The organism is Marinobacter salinisoli, assembly GCF_017301335.1.
Classification (GTDB): Bacteria; Pseudomonadota; Gammaproteobacteria; order Pseudomonadales; family Oleiphilaceae; genus Marinobacter; species Marinobacter salinisoli.
The window spans coordinates 700,011-719,351 of sequence record NZ_CP071247.1 but is presented as its reverse complement, the minus strand read 5'-3'; the positions used below and the strand labels follow the sequence as shown (position 1 = coordinate 719,351).

The window sequence follows — 19,341 nt, the reverse complement described above, 5'->3', positions numbered from 1 at the left end:
CGGCAACAGTGCCAGTTTCGCATATCCTGCCCCGGGCCGACCCGGTTCATACCCCGTACTGGTAATCGTGCGCTGGGTTGTGGGCTGGCTGGCGACGCGCCCGGTGCCGCCAGCCAATCATCAGCAATGGCACCACAATCATCAGGCTGCCCGCCACAAACCAGAGGTCGGGTACTTCGCTGAAGCCAATCCAGCCAATGCCTACCGCCCAGATCAGTCCGGTGTACTCGGCACTGGTGACCTGATTGGCATCTACCTGCCGGTATGCCAGCAACACCGTGACGTTGTAGCCCAGAATGAACAGCGCCGAGCCGAGCGCACTGGTGAGCATGCTCAGATCCAGAGGCGCGCCCTCCCAGAGCGCCAGTGCACCGGCCGTCGGCAACAGCAACAGGTAGTTCAGGAACAGTTTGTGAACAGTGGACTGCTGCGCCGGAAGCCGGCGCACCAGAACCGCCCCCAGCGCCAGTGCCAGGGCCGCGCCCAGGGCCGCCATTGCCGCCCAGTTAAAGTCGATCGGGCGCAGAATGACCACAATGCCCAGAAAACCGCTGACCACTGCACTGATGCTCAGCAGCGTCAGGCGCTCCCGGAACAGGGTGGCAGCCAGGACCATCACCAGGATCGGTGCGGCATAGAACACCGCGTTGGCGGTAGCCAGCGGCAAGTTGCCCAAGGCGACCACCATGCACAGGATGCCGGCCAGCTGGATGTGAGCCCGCACGGCGTGGATTTTCACGCCGGTAAACAGGTGCCGACGGCTCAACTGTCTGGCCAGCGGGAGCAGCAGAAGCAGGGTGATCAGTGAGCGCAGGAACGCAAACTGAAACACCGGGGCTTCCGGTTCCAGCAGCTTGACGAACACATCCGAAATCAACGCCAGGGCGTTGCCGATGATCAGCAGGATAATCGCGCCGTGGACAGTTTTGCCTGACATAGCCGTCACCTCCTCGCATTCAAGACCTCAATTCAGCTGGAACACGCACCGATGGCCGCAATCCAGAGGCGAGGAGTGTAGGGCTGATCTATTATCCGATAAAATGATCTTTGTTATTCAGCTATTAGAAATTTAGATAATGAAACTGCCCCCTCTGAAAGCCCTTCCCGTGTTCGAATCGGTGGCCCGGCTGAACAGCTTTTCGCTCGCAGCGGAGGAGCTGGCGGTCAGCCAGAGTGCCGTCAGCCACCAGATCAAACAGCTGGAAACCTACCTGGGTGAACGCCTTTTCTGGCGCAGCGGACGGACCCTGACCCTGACCGAAGAAGGCCGTCAGTACCTGGATGCCATCAGTTCCGCGCTGCTCCAGATCGAGCGTGCCAGCGAGCAGCTGCTGGGTCATGAAGAGTCGCGCCTGCGGCTGTCGGTGTTCAGCTCGTTTGCCGTGCGCTGGCTGGTGCCCCGGTTGCCGGAACTGAAACGCCAGTATCCCCAGGTGGATCTGGCGCTGGAGATGAGCACCGAAAACCCGCAGTTGTCCGACCGGGTGGCGGATTGCTTCATTACCGTGAACAGGCGATCGCCGGCGTACAACTACGAGCTGCTCTATGTCGAGCGCCTGTTCCCGGTATGCAGCCAGGATTACTGGATGAAAATACGCCGCCAGCTGGGCCGCGATAATCCCGGGGATGAGGCTCAGCCTATTTCGGCCAAGGCGATCAGCCAGTTCCCGTTGTTGTCCACCCACAGCATTTTCGACAAGGCCGCGGGAGACTGGCTGGCCTGGTTCCGGGAGGCGGGCGAACGCATGCCGGATAACGCCAACATCCAGCATTTCAGCCACATGCTGCTGGCGCTGGAGGCGGCGCGATTCCATCAGGGTATTGCGCTCACGAACGACTACATGCTGAGCACGCGCAGCGATTCGGAAGATTTCGTTCGTCTCCCGTGCCATACGGTGATGACCGGTGACAGCTTTTACTTTGCCTGGAAAATCAGCCGGCGGGGCGAGCGCGGCCTGCAGTTGCTGCGGCGCTGGCTGGTGGATGAAGCCATTCAGTCGGGTCTGCGGGGCGAAGAATTGCCTGTTACATGAAACCTCAGCGCATGAACGAGCGTTAACTGATGAAAGGCCACTAACGTGGTAATTTCCTTACACACCTGACGTATTGAAGTAGGTATCCGTTATGAAATCCGTTGTTTTGATCGCCCTGATGGGCATGATGGTCGCTGCGGCCCCCGCGCTGGCCAAGTCTTCTTACGATCAGCTGCCCCCGGGCCTGCAGAAAAAAGTGGCGAAGGGTAAAGCTCTTCCGCCGGGTTGGCAGAAGAAGTTATCCGGTTATCACCGTGGTGATCACATGGATCGGGATCATTACCATTACGGCGATATCTATGACATCGGCCATGGCCGTCAGCGGGTGGAAATCGAAGACCGCGTGTACACCATCATCAAGGACACCCGGGAAATCATCGATATTCTCAACCGGCAACAATAGCTGAAAGGCCGGGCCAGAGTACTCACTGGCCCGGCCTCCGGTTACTTCTTCGCTGGCCGCTCTACCACCTTTCTCTTGCCCTTCGCGCAGCGCGACAGCGCCTTCAGGCCGTCACTGTCGAACGCATCCACCCGGATTACGTCGTACAGGGACGTGAGCGCTTCCTCCAGCTTGTCGCATTCGTCCGCCTTCACGATGCCCTGGGCACAGGCCCAGTCCACCAGTTCCTTGCGTTGGTGACCCATCAACAGGGCAATGGCATCCAGCTGGTCTTCATCCCGGTTGCGGATCGCCTGGTGCAGACGATCCCGCATGCCGGCCGTTTCATGGGCCAGCCGGTAGGCGTTCAATACCCGGCCCAGTGGATCGTCGGGGCTGTCGTTGACATAGGCGCCACGGGCAATGCGTTGGCGCAGAGGCGTGTCATCCACGATGGAGCGCGCCACCCGGGTACCCAGGGTGTCGTCGGGACCGTTCAGTCCGGTGGCGCCCAGCGGGAATATCAGCACCCGCAGCGGCCAGCGCAGCAGCGGGGCCGGGAAGTTGATGATGGCGTCGCGCATGGCCGCCTGAAGATCCTTCAGGCAGGTGTGCAGGCACCATTCCACCACCGGTTTCTGGTCGGCGGGGTAGCCCTCTTCATGCCACTGTTTGATCACAGCGGTGGCGTAGTACAGGTGGGTCAGGCAGTCGGCCATGCGGCCGGACAAACGCTGACGGGCCTTGAGTCCGCCGCCCACGGTCAGCAGGGTGACGTCGGTCATCAGTGAGAAGGCCGCCGAAAAACGCGCCAGTTGCCGATAGTGCTTCTGAATGTCGCCTTGCTGCGGCACCGGTTCCATCCAGCCCCGGGTTAATCCCAGCACCAGCGCCCGGAGCGCGTTGCGGGTGGTGTGGGCCAGATGCCGGTAGAAGATGCCATCGAATTTCCGGGCGGCTTTGTCCTCGTCGGTCATGCCGGCCGCTTCGATTTCCTCGACAATGAACGGATGGCAGCGAATGGCGCCCTGGCCGAAAATCATCAGGCTGCGGGTCAGGATGTTTGCCCCTTCCACGGTAATGCCAATCGGCACGGCCTGATAGGCGCGGGCCAGGAAGTTGCGGGGGCCGGTGATGACGGCCCGGCCGGCGGCGACATCCATGGCGTGATTGATGACTTCCCGCATCAGGTCGGTGTTGCGGTATTTCAGCACCGCCGAGGGCACCGAAGGCCGCACACCCCGGTCCAGCATGCCCGAGGTCAGCAGGCGCGCGGCGTCCATCATGTAGGTATAACCGGCCATGGGTTCCAGGGCCTCTTGCACCCCTTCGAACTGGCTGATGGAGCGGCCAAACTGCTCCCGGGTGTAGGCGTAGGAACCGGTGGCCAGACACGCCACCTTGCCGGCACCGGTGCCCAGTGCGGGCAGCGAAATGGAGCGGCCGATGGACAGACACTCCAGCAGCATGGTCCAGCCTTTGCCCAGCATGTCTTGGCCACCAATGACCTGGGACATGGGTATAAACACCTCGGTGCCCCAGGTGGGCCCGTTCATGAATACCGTGTTCATCGGCAGGTGCCGGGCCCCGGCATTGACGCCGTCGGTGTCCCGGGGCACCAGCACACAGGTAACACCGATCTCGTCGTTCTCGCCCAGCAGTTTGTCCGGGTCGTAGACCTTGATGGCCAGGCCGATCAGCGTGGCTACCGGGGCCAGGGTGATGTAGCGCTTGTTCCAGGTCACTTTCAGCCCGAGCACTTCCTCGCCGTTCCACTGGCCCTTGCACACGATGCCCTTGTCGGGAATGGCGCCGGCGTCCGAACCGGCCACCGGTGAGGTCAGGGCAAAGCAGGGAATCTCCTCGCCCTTGGCCAGGCGCGGCAGATAGTGTTGCTTCTGATCGTCGCTGCCGTAGTGCATCAGCAATTCACCCGGCCCCAGCGAGTTGGGGACCATCACGGTGACCGCGGCCGACACACTGCGGGTGGAAATCTTCATGACGATTTCCGAATGCGCGGTGTTGGAAAAGCCCAGCCCGCCCTGGTCTTTCGGGATCACCAGCCCGAAAAAGCCGTTGTCCCGGATGAAGCTCCAGACCTTGTCCGGCAGGTCGTAGTGTTCGTGGGTGATTTTCCAGTCATCGAGCATGGCGCAGAGCTCTTCCACCGGGCCGTCGATGAATGCCTGCTCTTCACTGTTCAGGTGCGCCGGCTGGGCGTCCAGCAGCTTGTTCCAGTCCGGCCGGCCGGAGAACAGTTCGCCGTCCCAGTCCACAGAGCCGGACTTGAGGGCTTCGGATTCGGTATCGGACAGCGTTGGGAGCCGGCTGCGCACCCAGCCCAGCAGGGGCCGGCTCAGTTTGTCGAGCCGCAGATCTCCGGGCAGCACCAGAATCAGTGCCAGGGCCAGCAGAACGCCGCCCAGCAGTATGCTGATCGGGTGCCAGTCGTCCTGAATGACCCCGACGAGGGTGGCGATGGCCATGACAACAGCAGCGGTTTTGCCGCCAATACTGAAATAGATCAGTACCAGGGCACTGATCAGCAGAAACAGAACACTCATCGGGGACCTCCCAGTCGCGGTGATTGCGGTGTGCTATGCGCTTAACATTGATCAAATGGTGATCAGGTGCAACCGATTTGTAGGTCTTTTGGAGAGGTTCGTGTTTCTTGCTAATACTTATTGCTACTTCCCGTTGAAGGCGGTCCAGGCTGTCCCTACCATCTATCTATAAAGACATATCCATAAAGAGTCATGATATCTGGCTGTTTGAAATGATATTGCCTCGCTCTGGATGCCACGATATTTCGTCTTCTTTCGGTGGCCAAGCGCCTCGGCCTCGTTTCTGCCCTGATTTTGCTGTTAATGGTGGTTGCCAGTGTGATTGGTGATCTGCGGGTCAGCTTTATGGATCGTACCCTGACCTTTAATGAAGAAGGGGCTGCAATCAGACAGTATCCAGGATCGGAAGATTGTCATACGGGATGCAGTTCTGGCTCCCAGCCACAGGGAACTTTAGTATCACCGGCAGGACGTTGATCTCCGGACAGATTTCTGCACGGAAAACGCACAGGCGATGGACGAGCTGTTTGCCGAGGACAACCCGACCAATAGCGGGGTCAAACTGCTGAACGCCATCAATGACATTGAGCGCACCACGCTGGCAGACACGGAAGAGTTACCGGAACTTTGGCGGGACGATGATTCCTTGGTTCCCAAGCTTCCCGTTGAAGCAGGTGTCGGCCGGGTACACCGGACGGCTGAAACGCATCAATGCCTCTATCGACTACTAGGAAGACTCCATTGCCACCGACATTAGTAAGGTTCGGGCCGAGGCCCGCGGCTTTTATGGGCTAATTGTTGTTATCACAGGCATCATGGTGCTAGTGGGGGTGGTCATGAGCTGGTTGATCATTCGATGTATTACGCAGAGCCTAGGTGGCGACCCGGAAGAAGTGTCTGATGTGATCCGTTGTCTGTCCGACCGTGGCCTGCAGGCCGGTGGCGGACAGCTGGCTGAGGTGATGGAAAACAGCTGACAGTTGGTGGCGGCTACCATAGGACAGACCCGCAACGCTGAAGAAGCCTTGGGTCTTTTTCGTCAGGAAGTAGTTGGTATCAGCGACATGAAAGAGCAGATTGCGAGCGCTGCCCGAACAGAAGTGTCTCGTTGTTGAGGGAGTGAGCCGCAACATCAGCCGCGCCCACGACGCCACCATCGAAACCTCTACCCGGTCCGAGCTGGTGGCCAGCACCAGTCAAAACCTGGCGGAGCTGTAACAGTGTTTGCGTTCCCGCTTGATTGTATTCCGTGTCAACGGCTGATCTTTAAAGAAAGATTGCCGTATCATGCCAAGGTCACTTGGTAAGAATTCCTCGCCCGAATGTTTTGTTCATCACGAGGGATTTCCAACGGAAGAGGTGTTCTCAGGTCACTGTGGCCATTAAAGGGCTAGCGCTGGTCGGGCGGCGTTACCAAAAAGATGGTTCTCCACCGGCAGTAGCCTCAACACCATTGACCAGTTCGTTTATTCTCTAGATATCCGGGAATAAGATCCGGTCCTGGCAGAATTCCTCTCGGAAGCAGGCTGTATGGCGGCCCAATTATGGAAAGAACCATCTGGGTGGTCTGGATCAGAAACTGCAAACCTTCAAATTTACACACCCATATATTCAAGAACGTCAAAATGCACCTGACTTGGCGGTACGGGTTCATTGAAAACTTTGTGCTGATTCACTCCATCAAAAAACCAATATGACCCGATGGGGTCATGCATCCCAGACTTCATCTCACCCATTCGATAAAAATGATCGTAAAAACTGTAGAACGTTCTGGTATTGCTATGAAAAAATTTGGCATTCTCTTCAACCAGCTTATTACATCGGCACTGAACATAGACCTTTTTGCCTTCCACAAAAGTCAAAAAAAGCTTATTCGTTCCCTCGTGAAAATATCTATCCGAGTCCATTTCGTAACTATCCAGTGAGGCTTTTATTTTTTCAGCCTCCTGAATCGAGTCTGCTGTAAGCTGAAACTGATCAGCCATAACAGCTTCATAGGGAACACTTGAGGGAACTTTAAATAAATTTTTGAAATTATTTGTATCCCGAACATGATAATAAAAACGTTGATTTTTCGTGTACGGTTTTTGACTTAGTCCCGTTACGAAAACAATCGCACAATTTTTCCCCACCAAATTCTTCAGTTTACCCAGAAGCTTATCTGTATTTATATAAGCTCGCTCTATTGCTCGAGATTTTTTTGCGTCAATTCGATGGTCAATTATATTTCTGAAAATATCTGGCTCATAATCGTACCAATAGTGATGCTGGTAGTGTGCAACAGTATTGGAAAAAAAGGTGCAGAACTGGGGTCTCTCGACATTATAGTAATGTTTAAAAACATCAAACTGAACCCAGTCAAGCAGCATGGCTCTCTCCCAAGTTTTACCGAATTTTAGCTTCTCCCTTAATACTTGTATTGCAAGTTTTGCAATGGTTCTTTTCGATACTCCATTTTTCAATATTGCCGAAAGAAATTCAAAGTTTGAGATAGGTTGATTACTACCTGAATGACCCTGCACGTTTTGGCTTACGAATCGGTACAGATTATCCATCTCGCCTAGAGGGAAAGGAGCTATATTTCCTGACCACGGATCTGGTAGGAATCGACCTTTGAAGCTATGACTATAACTTGCATTCATGCTACCGCAAATCCAACTTCGCACATTACCCTTCTTAGCTAACACGTCCCAAGTAAAATTTCCATTGTAGGTTTTTGACTCATTGAGCTTTTTTACTCCATGGTCCTTATAATTTACGCCGGTGTGTAAATCCACCCATTGAACCCATGGATTTAAGTCTTCCCCCTTGGCCTTTGCATCGGTTAGTTTTATGAGAGATTTCGAATATAGTTTTTTGAAGTTTGGGAGCTTGCCTTCATCCATGAATTTTTTAATAAGTTGAGGGCATAATTCATTAAATTCCATAATTATTAAATTTTTCATATTAAGCGTCCTAAGTAAAATTTAGTGTTATTTTTATAATGTGTAGGATCTAACTGTTCGAATCGTTTCTGTGCGCTATATTTTTTTGCATTGATGCCTTAATAAATAGGAATCGTTTTTAAAATATTGCGTAAATTGTTGTTAGGTAAGAACGTGCGAAATCATCTTGGTGCGGATTAAGTTTCTTAAAATAATTGCTTCTGTATTAGCTATTTTATGGGAATTGTGAAGGTAAGTGTGGCAAGAAATAACTATCCATGTAAAGTCCTCAAATTTTCCTATCTTGGGCTTGAATCGTTAAGTATTTACTGATATTGAAGCAGAGATGCGCAAAAAAACAACGAAGGCTTCACATATATTCAGTATGCCCAACGTATCCTAGGTGCTGGAACAGGCGGATTACCCCAATGATGACTTGTGCTGGGAAGACTTATTGCCCCGGAAGCGATCGAGAACTAGGAAACAGAGGATGGCCTGACCCTCAAGCACACCTGCCACAATATCCCAGAGCGGATGAAGACTTTCGACGTAGATATGCTGGTCTTTACCTATCATGCCAGCCCCCGGATAAAAGTGAATACCCACTTAACCTTAGGGAGGTATGGGGCACTGGCTGATCTGCAAACAGAAATGGCCGTTCTATACTAGGCTTAGTTATACGATTTCTTCGCCCGATTAAGTGGTTCGTCAGCGACGGATGGTCAGCGGGTATCGGCAGTACGCAGAGAGTGCCTGCTGAATTCTGAAACAGTAGTGCCAGTTAGTTAGGGAGAACTTTATGCGTAAGAGATTGCTCCGGGCGCTGTTGCGGCGCCCGCTGACGCTTTTGTTGCTTGCTTTTGTCTGGTCCTGCCACGCCGTTGCGGCAGACAAGCCCAATCTGCTCGTCATCATGGTGGACGATGTGGCGCCCAATTCCCTGAGCGCTTACACCTTCGGTATGCAGTATCCCACCCCCAATATCGACCGGATCGCCAACGAGGGTGCGCTGTTCACCGATCACTACGCGCAGCCAAGCTGCACCGCCGGCCGGGCCGCCTTCCTGTTCGGCCAGTTGCCGATCCGCACCGGGCTGACCACCGTGGGCCAGCCGGGCAATCCGCTCGGGATCCGGGAAGAGGACCCGACCCTGGCGGAAATTCTCAAGGAAGAGGGCTACATGACCGCCCAGTATGGCAAGAACCACCTAGGCGATCTGGACCAGCACCTGCCGACGCTGCACGGCTTTGACGAGTTCTACGGCAATCTGTATCACCTGAACGTCTCGGAGGAGCCGGAACAGGCGGATTATCCGAAAGATGAGGAGTTCCGGGAGCAGTTCTACCCCCGGGGTGTGATTGAATCCTTCGCCACCGAAGACGGCCAGACCGTCAAGGATACCGGCCAGCTCACCGTTGAGCGCATGAAGACCTTCGACGAGGAAATCCTCAAGCGCAGCATCGACTTCATGGAGCGGGCCGACGACGAGGGCAAGCCCTTCTTCATCTGGCATGCCACCAGCCGGATGCACGTGTATACCCATCTGAAGGAAGAAAACCGCAATCTCGCCACCCCGATCAGCTCGGCGGAAGACATCTTCGGCAGCGGCCTGATGGAGCACGATGGCCACGTCGGGCAGTTGCTGGACAAGCTCGAGGCTATGGGCATCGCCGACAACACCATCGTGATCTACACCACCGACAATGGACCGGAGCAGAGCAGCTGGCCGGATGCCGGCACCACCATGTTCCGGGGCGAGAAAATGACCACCTGGGAAGGTGGGGTGCGGGTGCCCTTCCTGGTGCGCTGGCCCGACAAGATTCCGGCCGGTCTCAAGTTGAATGGCATCTCCTCCCATGAGGACGTCTTACCGACCATCGCTGCCGCAGTGGGGCGACCGAACATCGCCGAGGAGCTGGCGGAATCCCACAAGGTTAAGATCGACGGCTTCAATAACCTGGATTACTGGATGGGCGAGGCGGACGAATCCGCGCGCAATTTCTTCCTGTACTACTACGAATCCAGCCTGACGGCGGTTCGAGCCGGGCCCTGGAAGATCCACTTTGCCACCAAGCCGGGCGGACGTTACTACGAGGATCTGGTGTTCCACACCATGCCCAAGCTGTTTAACCTGCGCAAAGACCCGTTCGAGCACTACGACGGGGTGACCGGCTTCCACCAGATCATGCGCAAGAGCTGGGTGATTCAGCCGGTGATCGCGGCGCTGACACGGCATCTGGAATCGTTCAAGGAGTTCCCGCCCCGGCAGGAAGCCGCCTCACTCAACATCAATGAGGCGATTGAAAAGGCCAAGTCCGCCGTGACCGGGCACTGACCCGGGGCCTTACGAGCCGACACCCTCAGCGCGCCTGGCATGGGCGCTGAGGGTGTTTTCCGCTACGGCAGTCAGATATAACCTTCGGCAAACACCAGTCCCAGCACGATCGGCATCACCACGAGGCTGCCCAGATTACTGAGCAGAACCAGCGATGCCACCTTGTGGGGTTCCTGCTGGTATTGCTCGGCCACCATGTAGTTGAGCACCGCCGGGGGCAGGGCGGCAAAAACCCACAGGCAGGCCACCTGCAGGCCCGGTAACTCCAGCAGTTCAATCATCGGCCAGGCCAGAATCAGTCCGCTGGCGGGGCAGGCGATGGCGCCGAGCATACCCAGTTTCCAGTCGCTGAAATCAATCTCCAGCATTCGGACACCCAGGGCAAACAGCATCAGCGGAATGCACACTCCGCCCAGCATGTTCAGGGTCTCCAGCAGCCAGTCCGGCAGGGCGACACCGCCGAGATTGACGGTCAGCCCGGCAATACTGGCAAAGACGATGGGCAATCGCAGCCGTTTGAGGATCGACGTGTGCGGATCCAGCATGTGCAACCCGATGGAGAAGTGCAGCAGCATCTCGACAATGAACAGCACGATCGCCGCCGGCAGGGCGGCGTCACCGAAGGCAAACACCAGCAGGGGAATGCCCATGTTGCCGGAGTTGTTGAACATCATCGGTGGCAGAAAGGTCTTCAGGTTGAGCTTCAGGGCCTTCGCCAGCGGATAGAGCACGATGCCAGAGCCCAGCACCACGACCGTTCCCGCCAGTGCGAGGTGGGCGTAGTCCTGCAACGGTGCCTTCTGGTCGGCCAGTACGGAAAACACCAGCATGGGCACGAAGAGCTCCATATTGAGCACATTCAGGCCCTGAATGTCGGGTGTGCGATAACGACCGTAAAGCGCGCCACAACCGGCGATCAGAAACACCGGCAACAGGGTGGACAGGATCTGGGCAATCATCAGAAACTCCGGCGAAAAGCGGGTAAACGACCGCAAAAACCATTAGCTTCGCAAGTATTGAGTTGTCTCGGCAAGCCTTCACGCGCGATCTTCGACCAAAGCCGTAGAGCTGCCACTGCGACCTGGCAGGCTGTCATGGTTGCGGCTGCGCCGGCCGCTGGCCACAATACCGGCAGTTTCAGCCGGAGCATCCACCGTGGGTAGAGGGAGTCAGTCAGTGAGCAGTCCGTTCGATCAGTCCATCAATCGTGATCAGACCTGTGCGGTGAAGTTTGATGCCCGCAAAGCGGTGTTCGGGCGGGAGGATGTGATCCCGGTCTGGGTGGCGGATATGGATTTCGCGGCGCCCGAGGCGGTCACCCGCGCTCTGGTGGAGCGGGCCCAGCACCCGGTGTATGGCTACACCCTGTATCCGGACAGCCTCTATCAGGCGCTGATGGACTGGTTCGAGAGCCGTCATCACTGGGCCATTAAGCAAGAGTGGGTGCTGATGGTGCCCGGGGTTGTGCCGTCGCTGCACGCGGCCTGTCTGGCGTTTGCCGGTGAGGGGGAGGGGGTGATTATCCAGCCGCCGGTGTACCCACCGTTTTTCAGCGCCATCCGGCAAACCGGCCGCACGGTGATCGAGAACCCGCTGCTACAGGAAACCTCCGGCGATGGCGCCGGACATTACCGGATGGATCTGGCGCATCTGGAAGAGTGCGCCGCCAGGCCCGAGGCCAAAGTTCTGATGCTCTGTTCGCCCCATAATCCGGTCGGACGGATCTGGCCACGGGAGGACCTGGAAGCCGTACTGGACATTGCCCGACGCCACGATCTGGTGGTGCTGTCCGATGAAATCCATTGCGATCTGACCTTCGCCGACAGCCCCCGGCATCACGTGCTGGCAACCCTGGCCAGGCCCGGGGACAAGCTGGTCACTGCGGTGGCGCCGAGCAAGAGTTTCAATCTGCCGGGGCTGGGGTTGTCGGCCCTGGTGATTGAGCACGAAGCCTGCCGCAAAGCCATGCTGGCGGAATTCCAGCGATTGCATGTGCTGCATTGCAATCCGTTCAGTGCGGTCGGGTTTGAAACCGGCTATCGGGAAGGCGGGCCCTGGCTCGATGACTTGCGGGATTATCTGCAAGCCAACCGGGATTACGTGGCTCAGCGGGTACGGGAGACTCTGCCGGGGATTCGCTGTACCGCGCCGGAAGCCACCTACCTGATGTGGCTGGACTGTCGTGGGCTGGCGATGTCGGATACCGAGCTCAAACGTTTCTTTGTGCGCGACGCGGGTGTTGGCCTGAACCCCGGCATCACCTTTGGCGAGCAGGGCTCTGGCTTCATGCGGCTGAACCTGGGCTGTCCCCGGTCGGTACTGGTTGAGGTGCTGGATCGCATCGGCGCGGCCCTGACGGCACGGGGTTGATCAGAGACCGTCGTTACTCAGCTTCAGTGCGCAGTGATCTTCCACGGCCTGCCATAGCGGCGGTTCATCCATGCCGGGCATATCACCGGCGGTATTTTCAATGGCTTCCCAGACCATGCCGCCGTGCATCACCTGGTTGCCCGGTTCGTACTGCGCGGCAAACCGCCACTGTTCCGGCCGTTCACAGATACCGGGGGCGGTTTCACCCGGAGCCGGTGCGGCGGGTTGTTGTCCGGGCTCAGTGGCTTCGGCGGATTCCTGTTTGGCTTTCTGTTCGGAGTCGCATTCGGGCACCTCATCCTGCGCTTTCCAGACAAAGCTGATGCCTGGCTCCTTGCCCTCACTGACCTGGCGGGCTACGTACCAGCCATTGTTGTGAAATACCGCTGTGCCGGCCTTGTAATAACGGGCTTCGTCCCAGGCGGATTCATCCGGATCACAGGGTTCGGCCAGCACAGGCGGTGACATTGCCAGGCCAACCACAGCCAGCAGGGCGAAAAGAAGAGACGGTCGAGCGACGATGCCAGACATGATGGCCTCCTTGAATCACTCCGAACGAAGGTAGGCGGGCGCCCGTCGGCCTACGCGAGTCGCCAGCACCAGCCCTGTCAGGATAAGCACTCCGCCCAGCACATGAAACAGGCCCAGCGACTCGTTCAAAAACACACTGGCCAGTACGGTGGCATAGACGGGGGTCAGGTACATAAAGATAGCAGCTCGAGCCGGCCCGATGCGGTGCACGCCATGGTTCCAGAAACCATACGCCAGAATTCCGGGAAAGATCGCAAAATAAATTAAGGGTAATGCGGTCGAGCCGGACACGTCGAAACCGCCGGAGAAGAACACCAGATCCACCAGATAAAACGGCAGAATCACCAGCGTGCCCAGCAGAATCTGGGTGGTCAGGAAGGTGAGCGCGGGCAGCGGCACAGCCTGCCGGCGCAGCAGCACCGAAAACAGCCCCCAGCTGAATACCGCCGCCACCATGATCAGGTCGCCCGGCTGCGCGTCCAGCCCGGTCAGGACGTGGATGTCGCCCCGGGATATCACCACCAGAATGCCCAGCACGGCCAGGGCAATGCCAAGCACCTGAACCGGACGGGTGCGGTCACCCAGCAGCAACCAGGCCAGCAATGCCACGAAAATCGGGATGGTGGCGTTGATCAGGGCAATGTTGGTGGCGGTGGTGCTGACCGCGGCAAAATACAGCAGGGAATTGAAGGCGCCGACGCTGAAGGTGGCCAGTGCCAGCATGGAGCCGATATGCTGCACAATGACCATCCGGTGCCGCCAGAGCCCGGGCAGGCCGAGCGGCAACAGAATGACGAGGGCAATCACCCAGCGCCAGAACGACATCGACAGCGGCGGAATCTGTTCGACGGTGCCACGGGCAACGACCGCGTTTCCGGCCCAGAACAGGGGGGTTAACACCAACCCGACATAGGCCAGCGCGGTTTTGTTGGTCAGCAGTCCGGCGTTTTCCGAAGCCACACGAATCCTCTCAGGTCGGGGATATTACGAAAGACGCACAGGGTACTACTCTGCCGGGATTTCTGCCTCTGTACCAATGTGGTAGGCGGCAAAGCCGGCCATCACCACCTGATCGACGGCCATGCCGATCACCCGACCGTTGCTGTTGGCGCGAATGGGATACTGGGCGTTGGTGATCGGATCGGCGACGTAGCCCAGGATTTCGCCCTCCGATACGTGGGCGCCCAGGTCCACTTCGCTGAACAGGATGCCGCCGTGCTGGGCGCGGATCCAGTCGGAATCGTAATACACCGGCTCCGGATCGCCCCAGACAAACATGCGCGAGGTCATGCCCTGCTTTTCCATCAGGCTGGTCAGGCTGTTAACGCCGGCCTCGATCTGATGCTCCTGAATACGATGGGATTCACCCGCTTCCAGCGTGACCGCCACTATGCCTGCAGCCACTGCCGCCGAGCGCAGCATGCCGGGGGAGCCGGAGCTGTGCACGACCGCCATGCGGTCGAAGCCCTGGGTGAATGTGGCCACGTCCGGGTTGTTCATGTCGGCCCGCAGCTGCGGCAGGTTGGTGCGCTTGAGCGAGCCCGTGTGGATGTCCACCAGCATGTCACAATGGCGAATGACGTTCTCGAACAGCGAGTGCGCAATGCGGTCCGCCAGGCTGCCATCCGGCGAGCCCGGGAAGTGCCGGTTCAGATCCCGGCGGTCGGGCAGGTAGCGGCTGCCCTGCTGGAACCCTGGCAGGTTGACGATGGGAACGCCGATCACCCGACCGGACAATTCTTCCGCGTTGAGGTCGTAGATGGTGCGCCTTACAATTTCGATGCCGTTGAGTTCATCGCCATGCACGGCGCCCGTCAGGCACAGTGTGGGGCCGGCATGAATGCCGTTGACCGCCAGCACCGGCGTGGGCTGGGACAGCCCGGGAATCTGGATGCCCGGCGACCAGGCCAGCCGGGCCGAGGTGCCCGGTAATACCTCGCTGCCGAGCAAAGCCAGTGGTTGCGCAGGCCGGGGCATGGGCAGGGTATCCAGCTGCATGGCAAGCAGCTCGCTCTCGGGAGCGGTCACCACATCGTTCAGGTCGACATTGGCCGCCACTGGGGTGTCTGGGGCTGAGGGCTGTGTCTGGCCACTGGGCAAGATGCCGATATCAGGCTGTGCCGCGGCGTTGGCCGGCGTCGTGCCGGTATTGGGCGCGCCGCGCTGCGTCGAATGTTCGACTTCATCGACGCTTTCGTCTTCTTCCAGTTCATTGATTACCGACGCCCGGCGATCCTGTTCTTCGGTCTCGGGATTCAGGGTGGCCAGTGCCTGGGCGGGCATGCCCAGCAGGAGTGTCAGAGGCAGTGATCGTAGCAAGGTCATTGCTCGGTGACGGGGTAACAGCATAGGTCCTCACGGGTCGACAGAATGCGCTCAAGCATAGAGTGCTCCTGGCGGTCATGAATACTGCTGTGACAAAGCTTTAATGCCACTTTCATGAAAAGCCGGGCAACGAATTCGAACAGGCTGGCCGTGCGGCGGACAGCTGCTATGGTTTAACCAATGGCCCTGTTATAGCCCGGGGAGGCACCGAAGAATATGGACCTTTTGCGTATTTTGATTGCGATTTTGTTACCCCCCCTGGGGGTGTTTCTGCAGGTGGGCATCGGCAAGCATTTCTGGCTCAACATCCTGCTGACCCTGCTGGGTTACATACCCGGCATCGTGCATGCGGTGTATATCATCGCCAAGAAGTAACGCTTGCTCCGGTGTGGCTGTGGCTCAGGTGTGACCGGTGCTGTGCCACTGGTTGCCCTGCTGGTGGGCCCGGCCCTCGGCCTCGAGTTTCAGCAGGTGCGCCAGCGCCGAGCGTGCCGCCAGGCCGTGGAGCGCCGCAGGGACATCGTCGTAGGCCGTTGCCGTCAGGGCTTTCAGGTCCGCCGGCGCGAGGTTTTTCAGCGCCCTGGCCACCTTGTGTTCCCGTGTCAGGCGGTGGGTGATCAGATAATCGATCACGGCCTCGGCCTGGGCCATCAGAAAGCCGTGGCCCGGGGCAATATAGCGAATGGGCTCGGCGAGCAGGCCGTAGAGCGATTCCACGTAGGCTTTCATATCGCCATCCGGCGGATTAATCACCACCGTTGAGCCCTGCATGATGTGGTCACCAGCGAACAGCATCTGCTGCTCGGTGAGCAGAAAGCACAGATGATTCGAGGCATGGCCGGGGGTGTGCAGCACCTTGAGGGGGCCGGCATCGGTGTCCAGAACCTGGCCGTGGCTCGGCTGTTCGTCGGCGCTGAATGCGCTGTCCTGCAGGCCATCATCTGCGGCCGGCATGCCGGCTACGATACACCCGGTCTCCCGGCGCAGGCTGCTGGCGCCCGGCGAATGATCCTGATGCGTGTGAGTCACCAGCACCCGGTCAATACGACCGCCGGTGAGTTCCAGGATGGCCTGAATGTGGGCCGGATCATCGGGGCCGGGATCGATCACCGTGAACCGGTCATGGCCCAGAATGTAGCTGTTGGTGCCGGGCCCGGTCATCATGCCCGCGTTGGGGGCGGTCAGCCTTCGGACCCTGGCGGCAATTTCCACCGCCCGGCCAGGGAGAATCTCGGCGTTCACGGAACCTTCGCCTTCGGGGTCCAGCTTGGCGGCTTCGTCGTAGGCCGGCGCGCCGGGTTCGAGCATCACCGGCTTGCCTTTGCGCAGGGCCGGCCAGGGCGCTTCGGGTTTGGCCTCGGGCGGGTTGGCATGGGCGTAGCGCATGAGGGCGCTGGTGGTGTCGAAATCGCTCAGGATTCTGAGTGTCCGCAGGGTGGGCAGGCCCAGAAGCCGGGTGCCGGCGCGGTGGTCGTCCAGAGCTTGCGACGGACTTATCCACAAGTGATCAATGGTTTCCTGGCCATCGTGGCTGGCGGGTTGATCTTCGGGTGCCACCGTGACAAAGAAACGGGTATCGAAGCGCCGTGGTGGCCCGGGAGGGGTCACCCAGTGGCTCAGGTAGGCCAGACGATCCAGCGGGATCGTCAGTTGATGGCGCCGGCACAGCTCGGCCAGGGGCTGCTCACCCCGGATGACGGCCCGCCGGTCCTGGTGCACCGGATGGTCACCGGCGATGAGTTGTCCGGTGCGGTCTGTCGCGAGCAGAATCCCGGCTTCCTCGAAACACTCCCGAACCGCCGCGAGCATGTAGTCCTGCCCACCCTCGCTCAGGCTCATGATCTGGCTGACATGGGTGTCGCCGGGGCCCGCAGTGTGGCGCCGGGCGTCAGATTCTTCCGGGTCCAGGGCGCCGCCGGGGAACACATAGTAACCGGGCAGGAAAATGGCTTCCCAGGAGCGCTGTAACAGCAACACCTCGATGCCGTTCGATGTGTCTCGGGTCAGAGCCAGTGTTGCGGCCGGGCGAATATCCATGGCAATCCTTCAGGCTAGGCAATCAGTGGTCAATCGCGTCAAGATAACTGAATATACCTCGGGATGAACAGTCGGGCGCAAATGCGTATCATGCTGCCAGCCCCGTTCCCCTCAGCCAGAAAGGACGCCCCCGTGGCCCGAATCAAACTCGATTTCCCCGACGACGTGTTCTGCTTTGAGACCCAGATGCCGGTGCGAATCACCGACATCAATGGCGCCAACCATCTGGGCAACGACGCCCTGATTTCCATGCTGTCGGAGGCGCGGGCGCAGTTTCTGGTGGAGTACGGGATCGAGGAAGCCGGCCATGATGGCATCGGTATCATCGTCACCGACTTGGCGACCATGTATCAGTCCGAATCCTTTTTTCCGGAGATGCTTCGGTTTGAAGTCGGCATCATGGATTTCAACAAGTACGGCGGCGATTTCGTGTTCCGGGTCACCAAGGCCCGGAGCGGGCAGCCGGTGGCGCTGGCGAAATACGGCTTCGTCTTTTTCGACTACCGCAACAAACAGGTCACGCCTGTCCCCGAGGGCTTTCGGTCACGCTTTAGCTGAACCATCCCGGGTCCGCAGCCCGTTCATGCCGGCCCGGTAGAAGCTGTAGGCCATGATGCCGGCAAACAGGTTGCCGATGGTGGCGCCGGTCATCAGCCCAAAGACGCCGCCGAGCTGGCTGCCAAGCCACAAAAGCGGCAGGAAGCACAGGAACAGCCGAAGGGTCGACACCAGCAAGGCGCGCATGGCCAGACCCAATGCATTGCAGACGGACACCATCAGCATACAGACGCCCAGACCAGCGTAGCTGAGCGGCACCCGCACCAGATACCCCGCCAGGATGTCCTGTACCTGCTCATCGCTGGTGAACAGATCCGACACCAAGCCGGACGCCGCAAGCCAGATCAGGCCGATGGCCAGTTGCCAGACCACCACGAAGCGAACCCCGATCCGAACCAGTTTGCGGATCTGTTCGATGTCGCCGGCGCCGAGCATGCGGCCCACCATGGGCGGCATCGACATGGTCAGGGCCAGCACCACCACAATGGAGAAAAACTCCAGACGGGTACCCAGACCCCAGGCCGCGACCGCGGCTGAGCCAAAACCGGCCACCAGGGCGGTGGCCAGCATGGCCGAGAGTGGCGGCATCAGCTGGCTGACCATGGCGGGGGCCATGATGCCATTGAGTTCCTTCAGCGCCCGTCCGAGCGCGAGCTGGCGCAGATCGAAACGCGCCCACCCGCGTTTCAGGATTTTGGGGTAAATCACCAGGCAACCGAGCGCAAACGAGGTTACCGTGGCCCAGGCGGCACCGGGCAACCCCCAGTCGAAGACAAAGATGTACAGCGGATCGAGGGCGATGTTGAGCAGACTGGTGGCCATCATCATGTAGCCGGGCAGCTTGGTGTCGCCGTGGGAGCGGCACACGCTGTAGCCGAAGTACAGCAGGGCGCCGACCCAGGCTGAGATAAGAAAGGGAACCCAGTAGCTGCGGATCATGGGCAGCAGTTCGGCCTCGGCCCCCAGTGCGGTCATGATCCGGGACTGAAACAGCCACAGCCCCAGGCAGAGCAACAATACCAGTGCGCCACCGACGGTAATGACCAGACCACCGAGCCGGTGGGCCCGCAGCTCGTCCCCCGCGCCCAGGGTGCGGGAGATGATCGCCGTGGTGGCGATGCCCAGGCCAACCTGCAGGCCGATGATCAGTTGCTGCATGGGCAGGGTGAAGCCAAGAGCCGCCAGCGGATCACGCCCGAGTTGACCGATAAAGGCGCTGTCGGCCAGCTGGAAGGTCATGAGCGACAGCACGCCAAACAGCATGGGCCAGGTCATCGAATAG

General features: G+C 58.7%; 19 protein-coding genes. 9 read left to right on the top strand and 10 right to left on the bottom strand.

Going from position 1 to position 19,341, the window contains the following annotated elements; all coding sequences use genetic code 11:
• Nucleotides 1-46: 46 nt before the first annotated feature.
• Nucleotides 47-937, bottom strand: a complete 891-nt coding sequence (locus tag LPB19_RS03290; RefSeq protein WP_206644696.1) for a DMT family transporter — start codon at nt 935-937, stop codon at nt 47-49.
• A 139-nt stretch (nt 938-1,076) separates the two neighbouring features.
• Between LPB19_RS03290 and LPB19_RS03285 the strand changes: the two genes are divergently transcribed.
• On the top strand, nt 1,077-2,033 hold the full coding sequence (locus tag LPB19_RS03285; protein WP_206644695.1) for a LysR family transcriptional regulator: 957 nt from the start codon (nt 1,077-1,079) through the stop codon (nt 2,031-2,033).
• 91 nt (nt 2,034-2,124) lie between these two features.
• Nucleotides 2,125-2,436, top strand: coding sequence for a hypothetical protein (locus tag LPB19_RS03280; protein WP_206644694.1), 312 nt, complete (start codon nt 2,125-2,127; stop codon nt 2,434-2,436).
• Between the two features lie 41 nt (nt 2,437-2,477).
• Here the strand turns inward: LPB19_RS03280 and LPB19_RS03275 are convergent, their stop codons facing one another.
• Nucleotides 2,478-4,979 carry an acyl-CoA dehydrogenase gene (locus LPB19_RS03275; RefSeq protein WP_206644693.1) on the bottom strand — a complete coding sequence of 834 codons (2,502 nt, stop codon included), beginning with the start codon at nt 4,977-4,979 and terminating at the stop codon, nt 2,478-2,480.
• 514 nt (nt 4,980-5,493) lie between these two features.
• On the opposite strand from LPB19_RS03275, the gene LPB19_RS03270 reads away from it, so the two are divergent.
• From LPB19_RS03270 to LPB19_RS03260, 3 genes are all read left to right on the top strand, one after another.
• On the top strand, nt 5,494-5,736 hold the full coding sequence (locus tag LPB19_RS03270) for a hypothetical protein (RefSeq protein ID WP_206644692.1): 243 nt from the start codon (nt 5,494-5,496) through the stop codon (nt 5,734-5,736).
• Nucleotides 5,737-5,815: 79 nt separating this feature from the next.
• The gene (locus LPB19_RS03265; protein WP_206644691.1) at nt 5,816-5,956 is read left to right on the top strand and encodes a hypothetical protein; all 141 of its coding nucleotides are present in this window, start codon (nt 5,816-5,818) and stop codon (nt 5,954-5,956) included.
• A gap of 100 nt (nt 5,957-6,056) precedes the next feature.
• A complete protein-coding gene (locus LPB19_RS03260; protein WP_206644690.1) occupies nt 6,057-6,197 on the top strand; it encodes a hypothetical protein in 141 nt (46 codons plus the stop codon).
• A 377-nt stretch (nt 6,198-6,574) separates the two neighbouring features.
• On the opposite strand, the gene LPB19_RS03255 is transcribed toward LPB19_RS03260, so the two are convergent.
• Both LPB19_RS03255 and LPB19_RS03250 read right to left on the bottom strand, forming a co-directional pair.
• A complete protein-coding gene (locus LPB19_RS03255; protein WP_206644689.1) occupies nt 6,575-7,924 on the bottom strand; it encodes a hypothetical protein in 1,350 nt (449 codons plus the stop codon).
• Between the two features lie 399 nt (nt 7,925-8,323).
• Nucleotides 8,324-8,479, bottom strand: coding sequence for a hypothetical protein (locus tag LPB19_RS03250; RefSeq protein WP_206644688.1), 156 nt, complete (start codon nt 8,477-8,479; stop codon nt 8,324-8,326).
• 223 nt (nt 8,480-8,702) lie between these two features.
• Between LPB19_RS03250 and LPB19_RS03245 the strand changes: the two genes are divergently transcribed.
• Nucleotides 8,703-10,238, top strand: coding sequence for an arylsulfatase (locus tag LPB19_RS03245; protein WP_228289195.1), 1,536 nt, complete (start codon nt 8,703-8,705; stop codon nt 10,236-10,238).
• A gap of 71 nt (nt 10,239-10,309) precedes the next feature.
• On the opposite strand, the gene LPB19_RS03240 is transcribed toward LPB19_RS03245, so the two are convergent.
• Complete coding sequence (locus LPB19_RS03240; protein WP_206644687.1) at nt 10,310-11,197, bottom strand: AEC family transporter; 888 nt, start codon at nt 11,195-11,197, stop codon at nt 10,310-10,312.
• Between the two features lie 217 nt (nt 11,198-11,414).
• Between LPB19_RS03240 and LPB19_RS03235 the strand changes: the two genes are divergently transcribed.
• Nucleotides 11,415-12,608 (top strand): MalY/PatB family protein, encoded by a 1,194-nt coding sequence (locus LPB19_RS03235; protein ID WP_206644686.1) that lies wholly within the window; start codon nt 11,415-11,417, stop codon nt 12,606-12,608.
• Here the strand turns inward: LPB19_RS03235 and LPB19_RS03230 are convergent, their stop codons facing one another.
• Genes LPB19_RS03230 through LPB19_RS03220 form a run of 3 tightly spaced genes read right to left on the bottom strand, consistent with a single transcriptional unit; the run spans nt 12,609 to nt 15,488 of the window.
• The gene (locus LPB19_RS03230; RefSeq protein WP_206644685.1) at nt 12,609-13,139 is read right to left on the bottom strand and encodes a carbohydrate-binding protein; all 531 of its coding nucleotides are present in this window, start codon (nt 13,137-13,139) and stop codon (nt 12,609-12,611) included.
• A gap of 15 nt (nt 13,140-13,154) precedes the next feature.
• Entirely contained in the window at nt 13,155-14,099 is a 945-nt protein-coding gene (locus LPB19_RS03225) for a DMT family transporter (protein WP_206644684.1), read from the bottom strand.
• Between the two features lie 45 nt (nt 14,100-14,144).
• Nucleotides 14,145-15,488, bottom strand: a complete 1,344-nt coding sequence (locus LPB19_RS03220; RefSeq protein ID WP_228289194.1) for a succinylglutamate desuccinylase/aspartoacylase family protein — start codon at nt 15,486-15,488, stop codon at nt 14,145-14,147.
• Between the two features lie 192 nt (nt 15,489-15,680).
• Between LPB19_RS03220 and LPB19_RS03215 the strand changes: the two genes are divergently transcribed.
• Nucleotides 15,681-15,839: a YqaE/Pmp3 family membrane protein gene (locus LPB19_RS03215; protein WP_206644683.1), complete on the top strand. Its 159-nt coding sequence runs from the start codon at nt 15,681-15,683 to the stop codon at nt 15,837-15,839.
• 24 nt (nt 15,840-15,863) lie between these two features.
• Here the strand turns inward: LPB19_RS03215 and LPB19_RS03210 are convergent, their stop codons facing one another.
• Entirely contained in the window at nt 15,864-17,501 is a 1,638-nt protein-coding gene (locus LPB19_RS03210; protein WP_206644682.1) for an MBL fold metallo-hydrolase, read from the bottom strand.
• Nucleotides 17,502-17,633: 132 nt separating this feature from the next.
• Between LPB19_RS03210 and LPB19_RS03205 the strand changes: the two genes are divergently transcribed.
• A complete protein-coding gene (locus LPB19_RS03205) occupies nt 17,634-18,059 on the top strand; it encodes a thioesterase family protein (protein WP_206644681.1) in 426 nt (141 codons plus the stop codon).
• Here the strand turns inward: LPB19_RS03205 and LPB19_RS03200 are convergent.
• A complete protein-coding gene (locus LPB19_RS03200) occupies nt 18,045-19,334 on the bottom strand; it encodes an MATE family efflux transporter (protein WP_206645666.1) in 1,290 nt (429 codons plus the stop codon). The genes LPB19_RS03205 and LPB19_RS03200 overlap by 15 nt on opposite strands.
• Between the last annotated feature and the right edge of the window lie 7 nt (nt 19,335-19,341).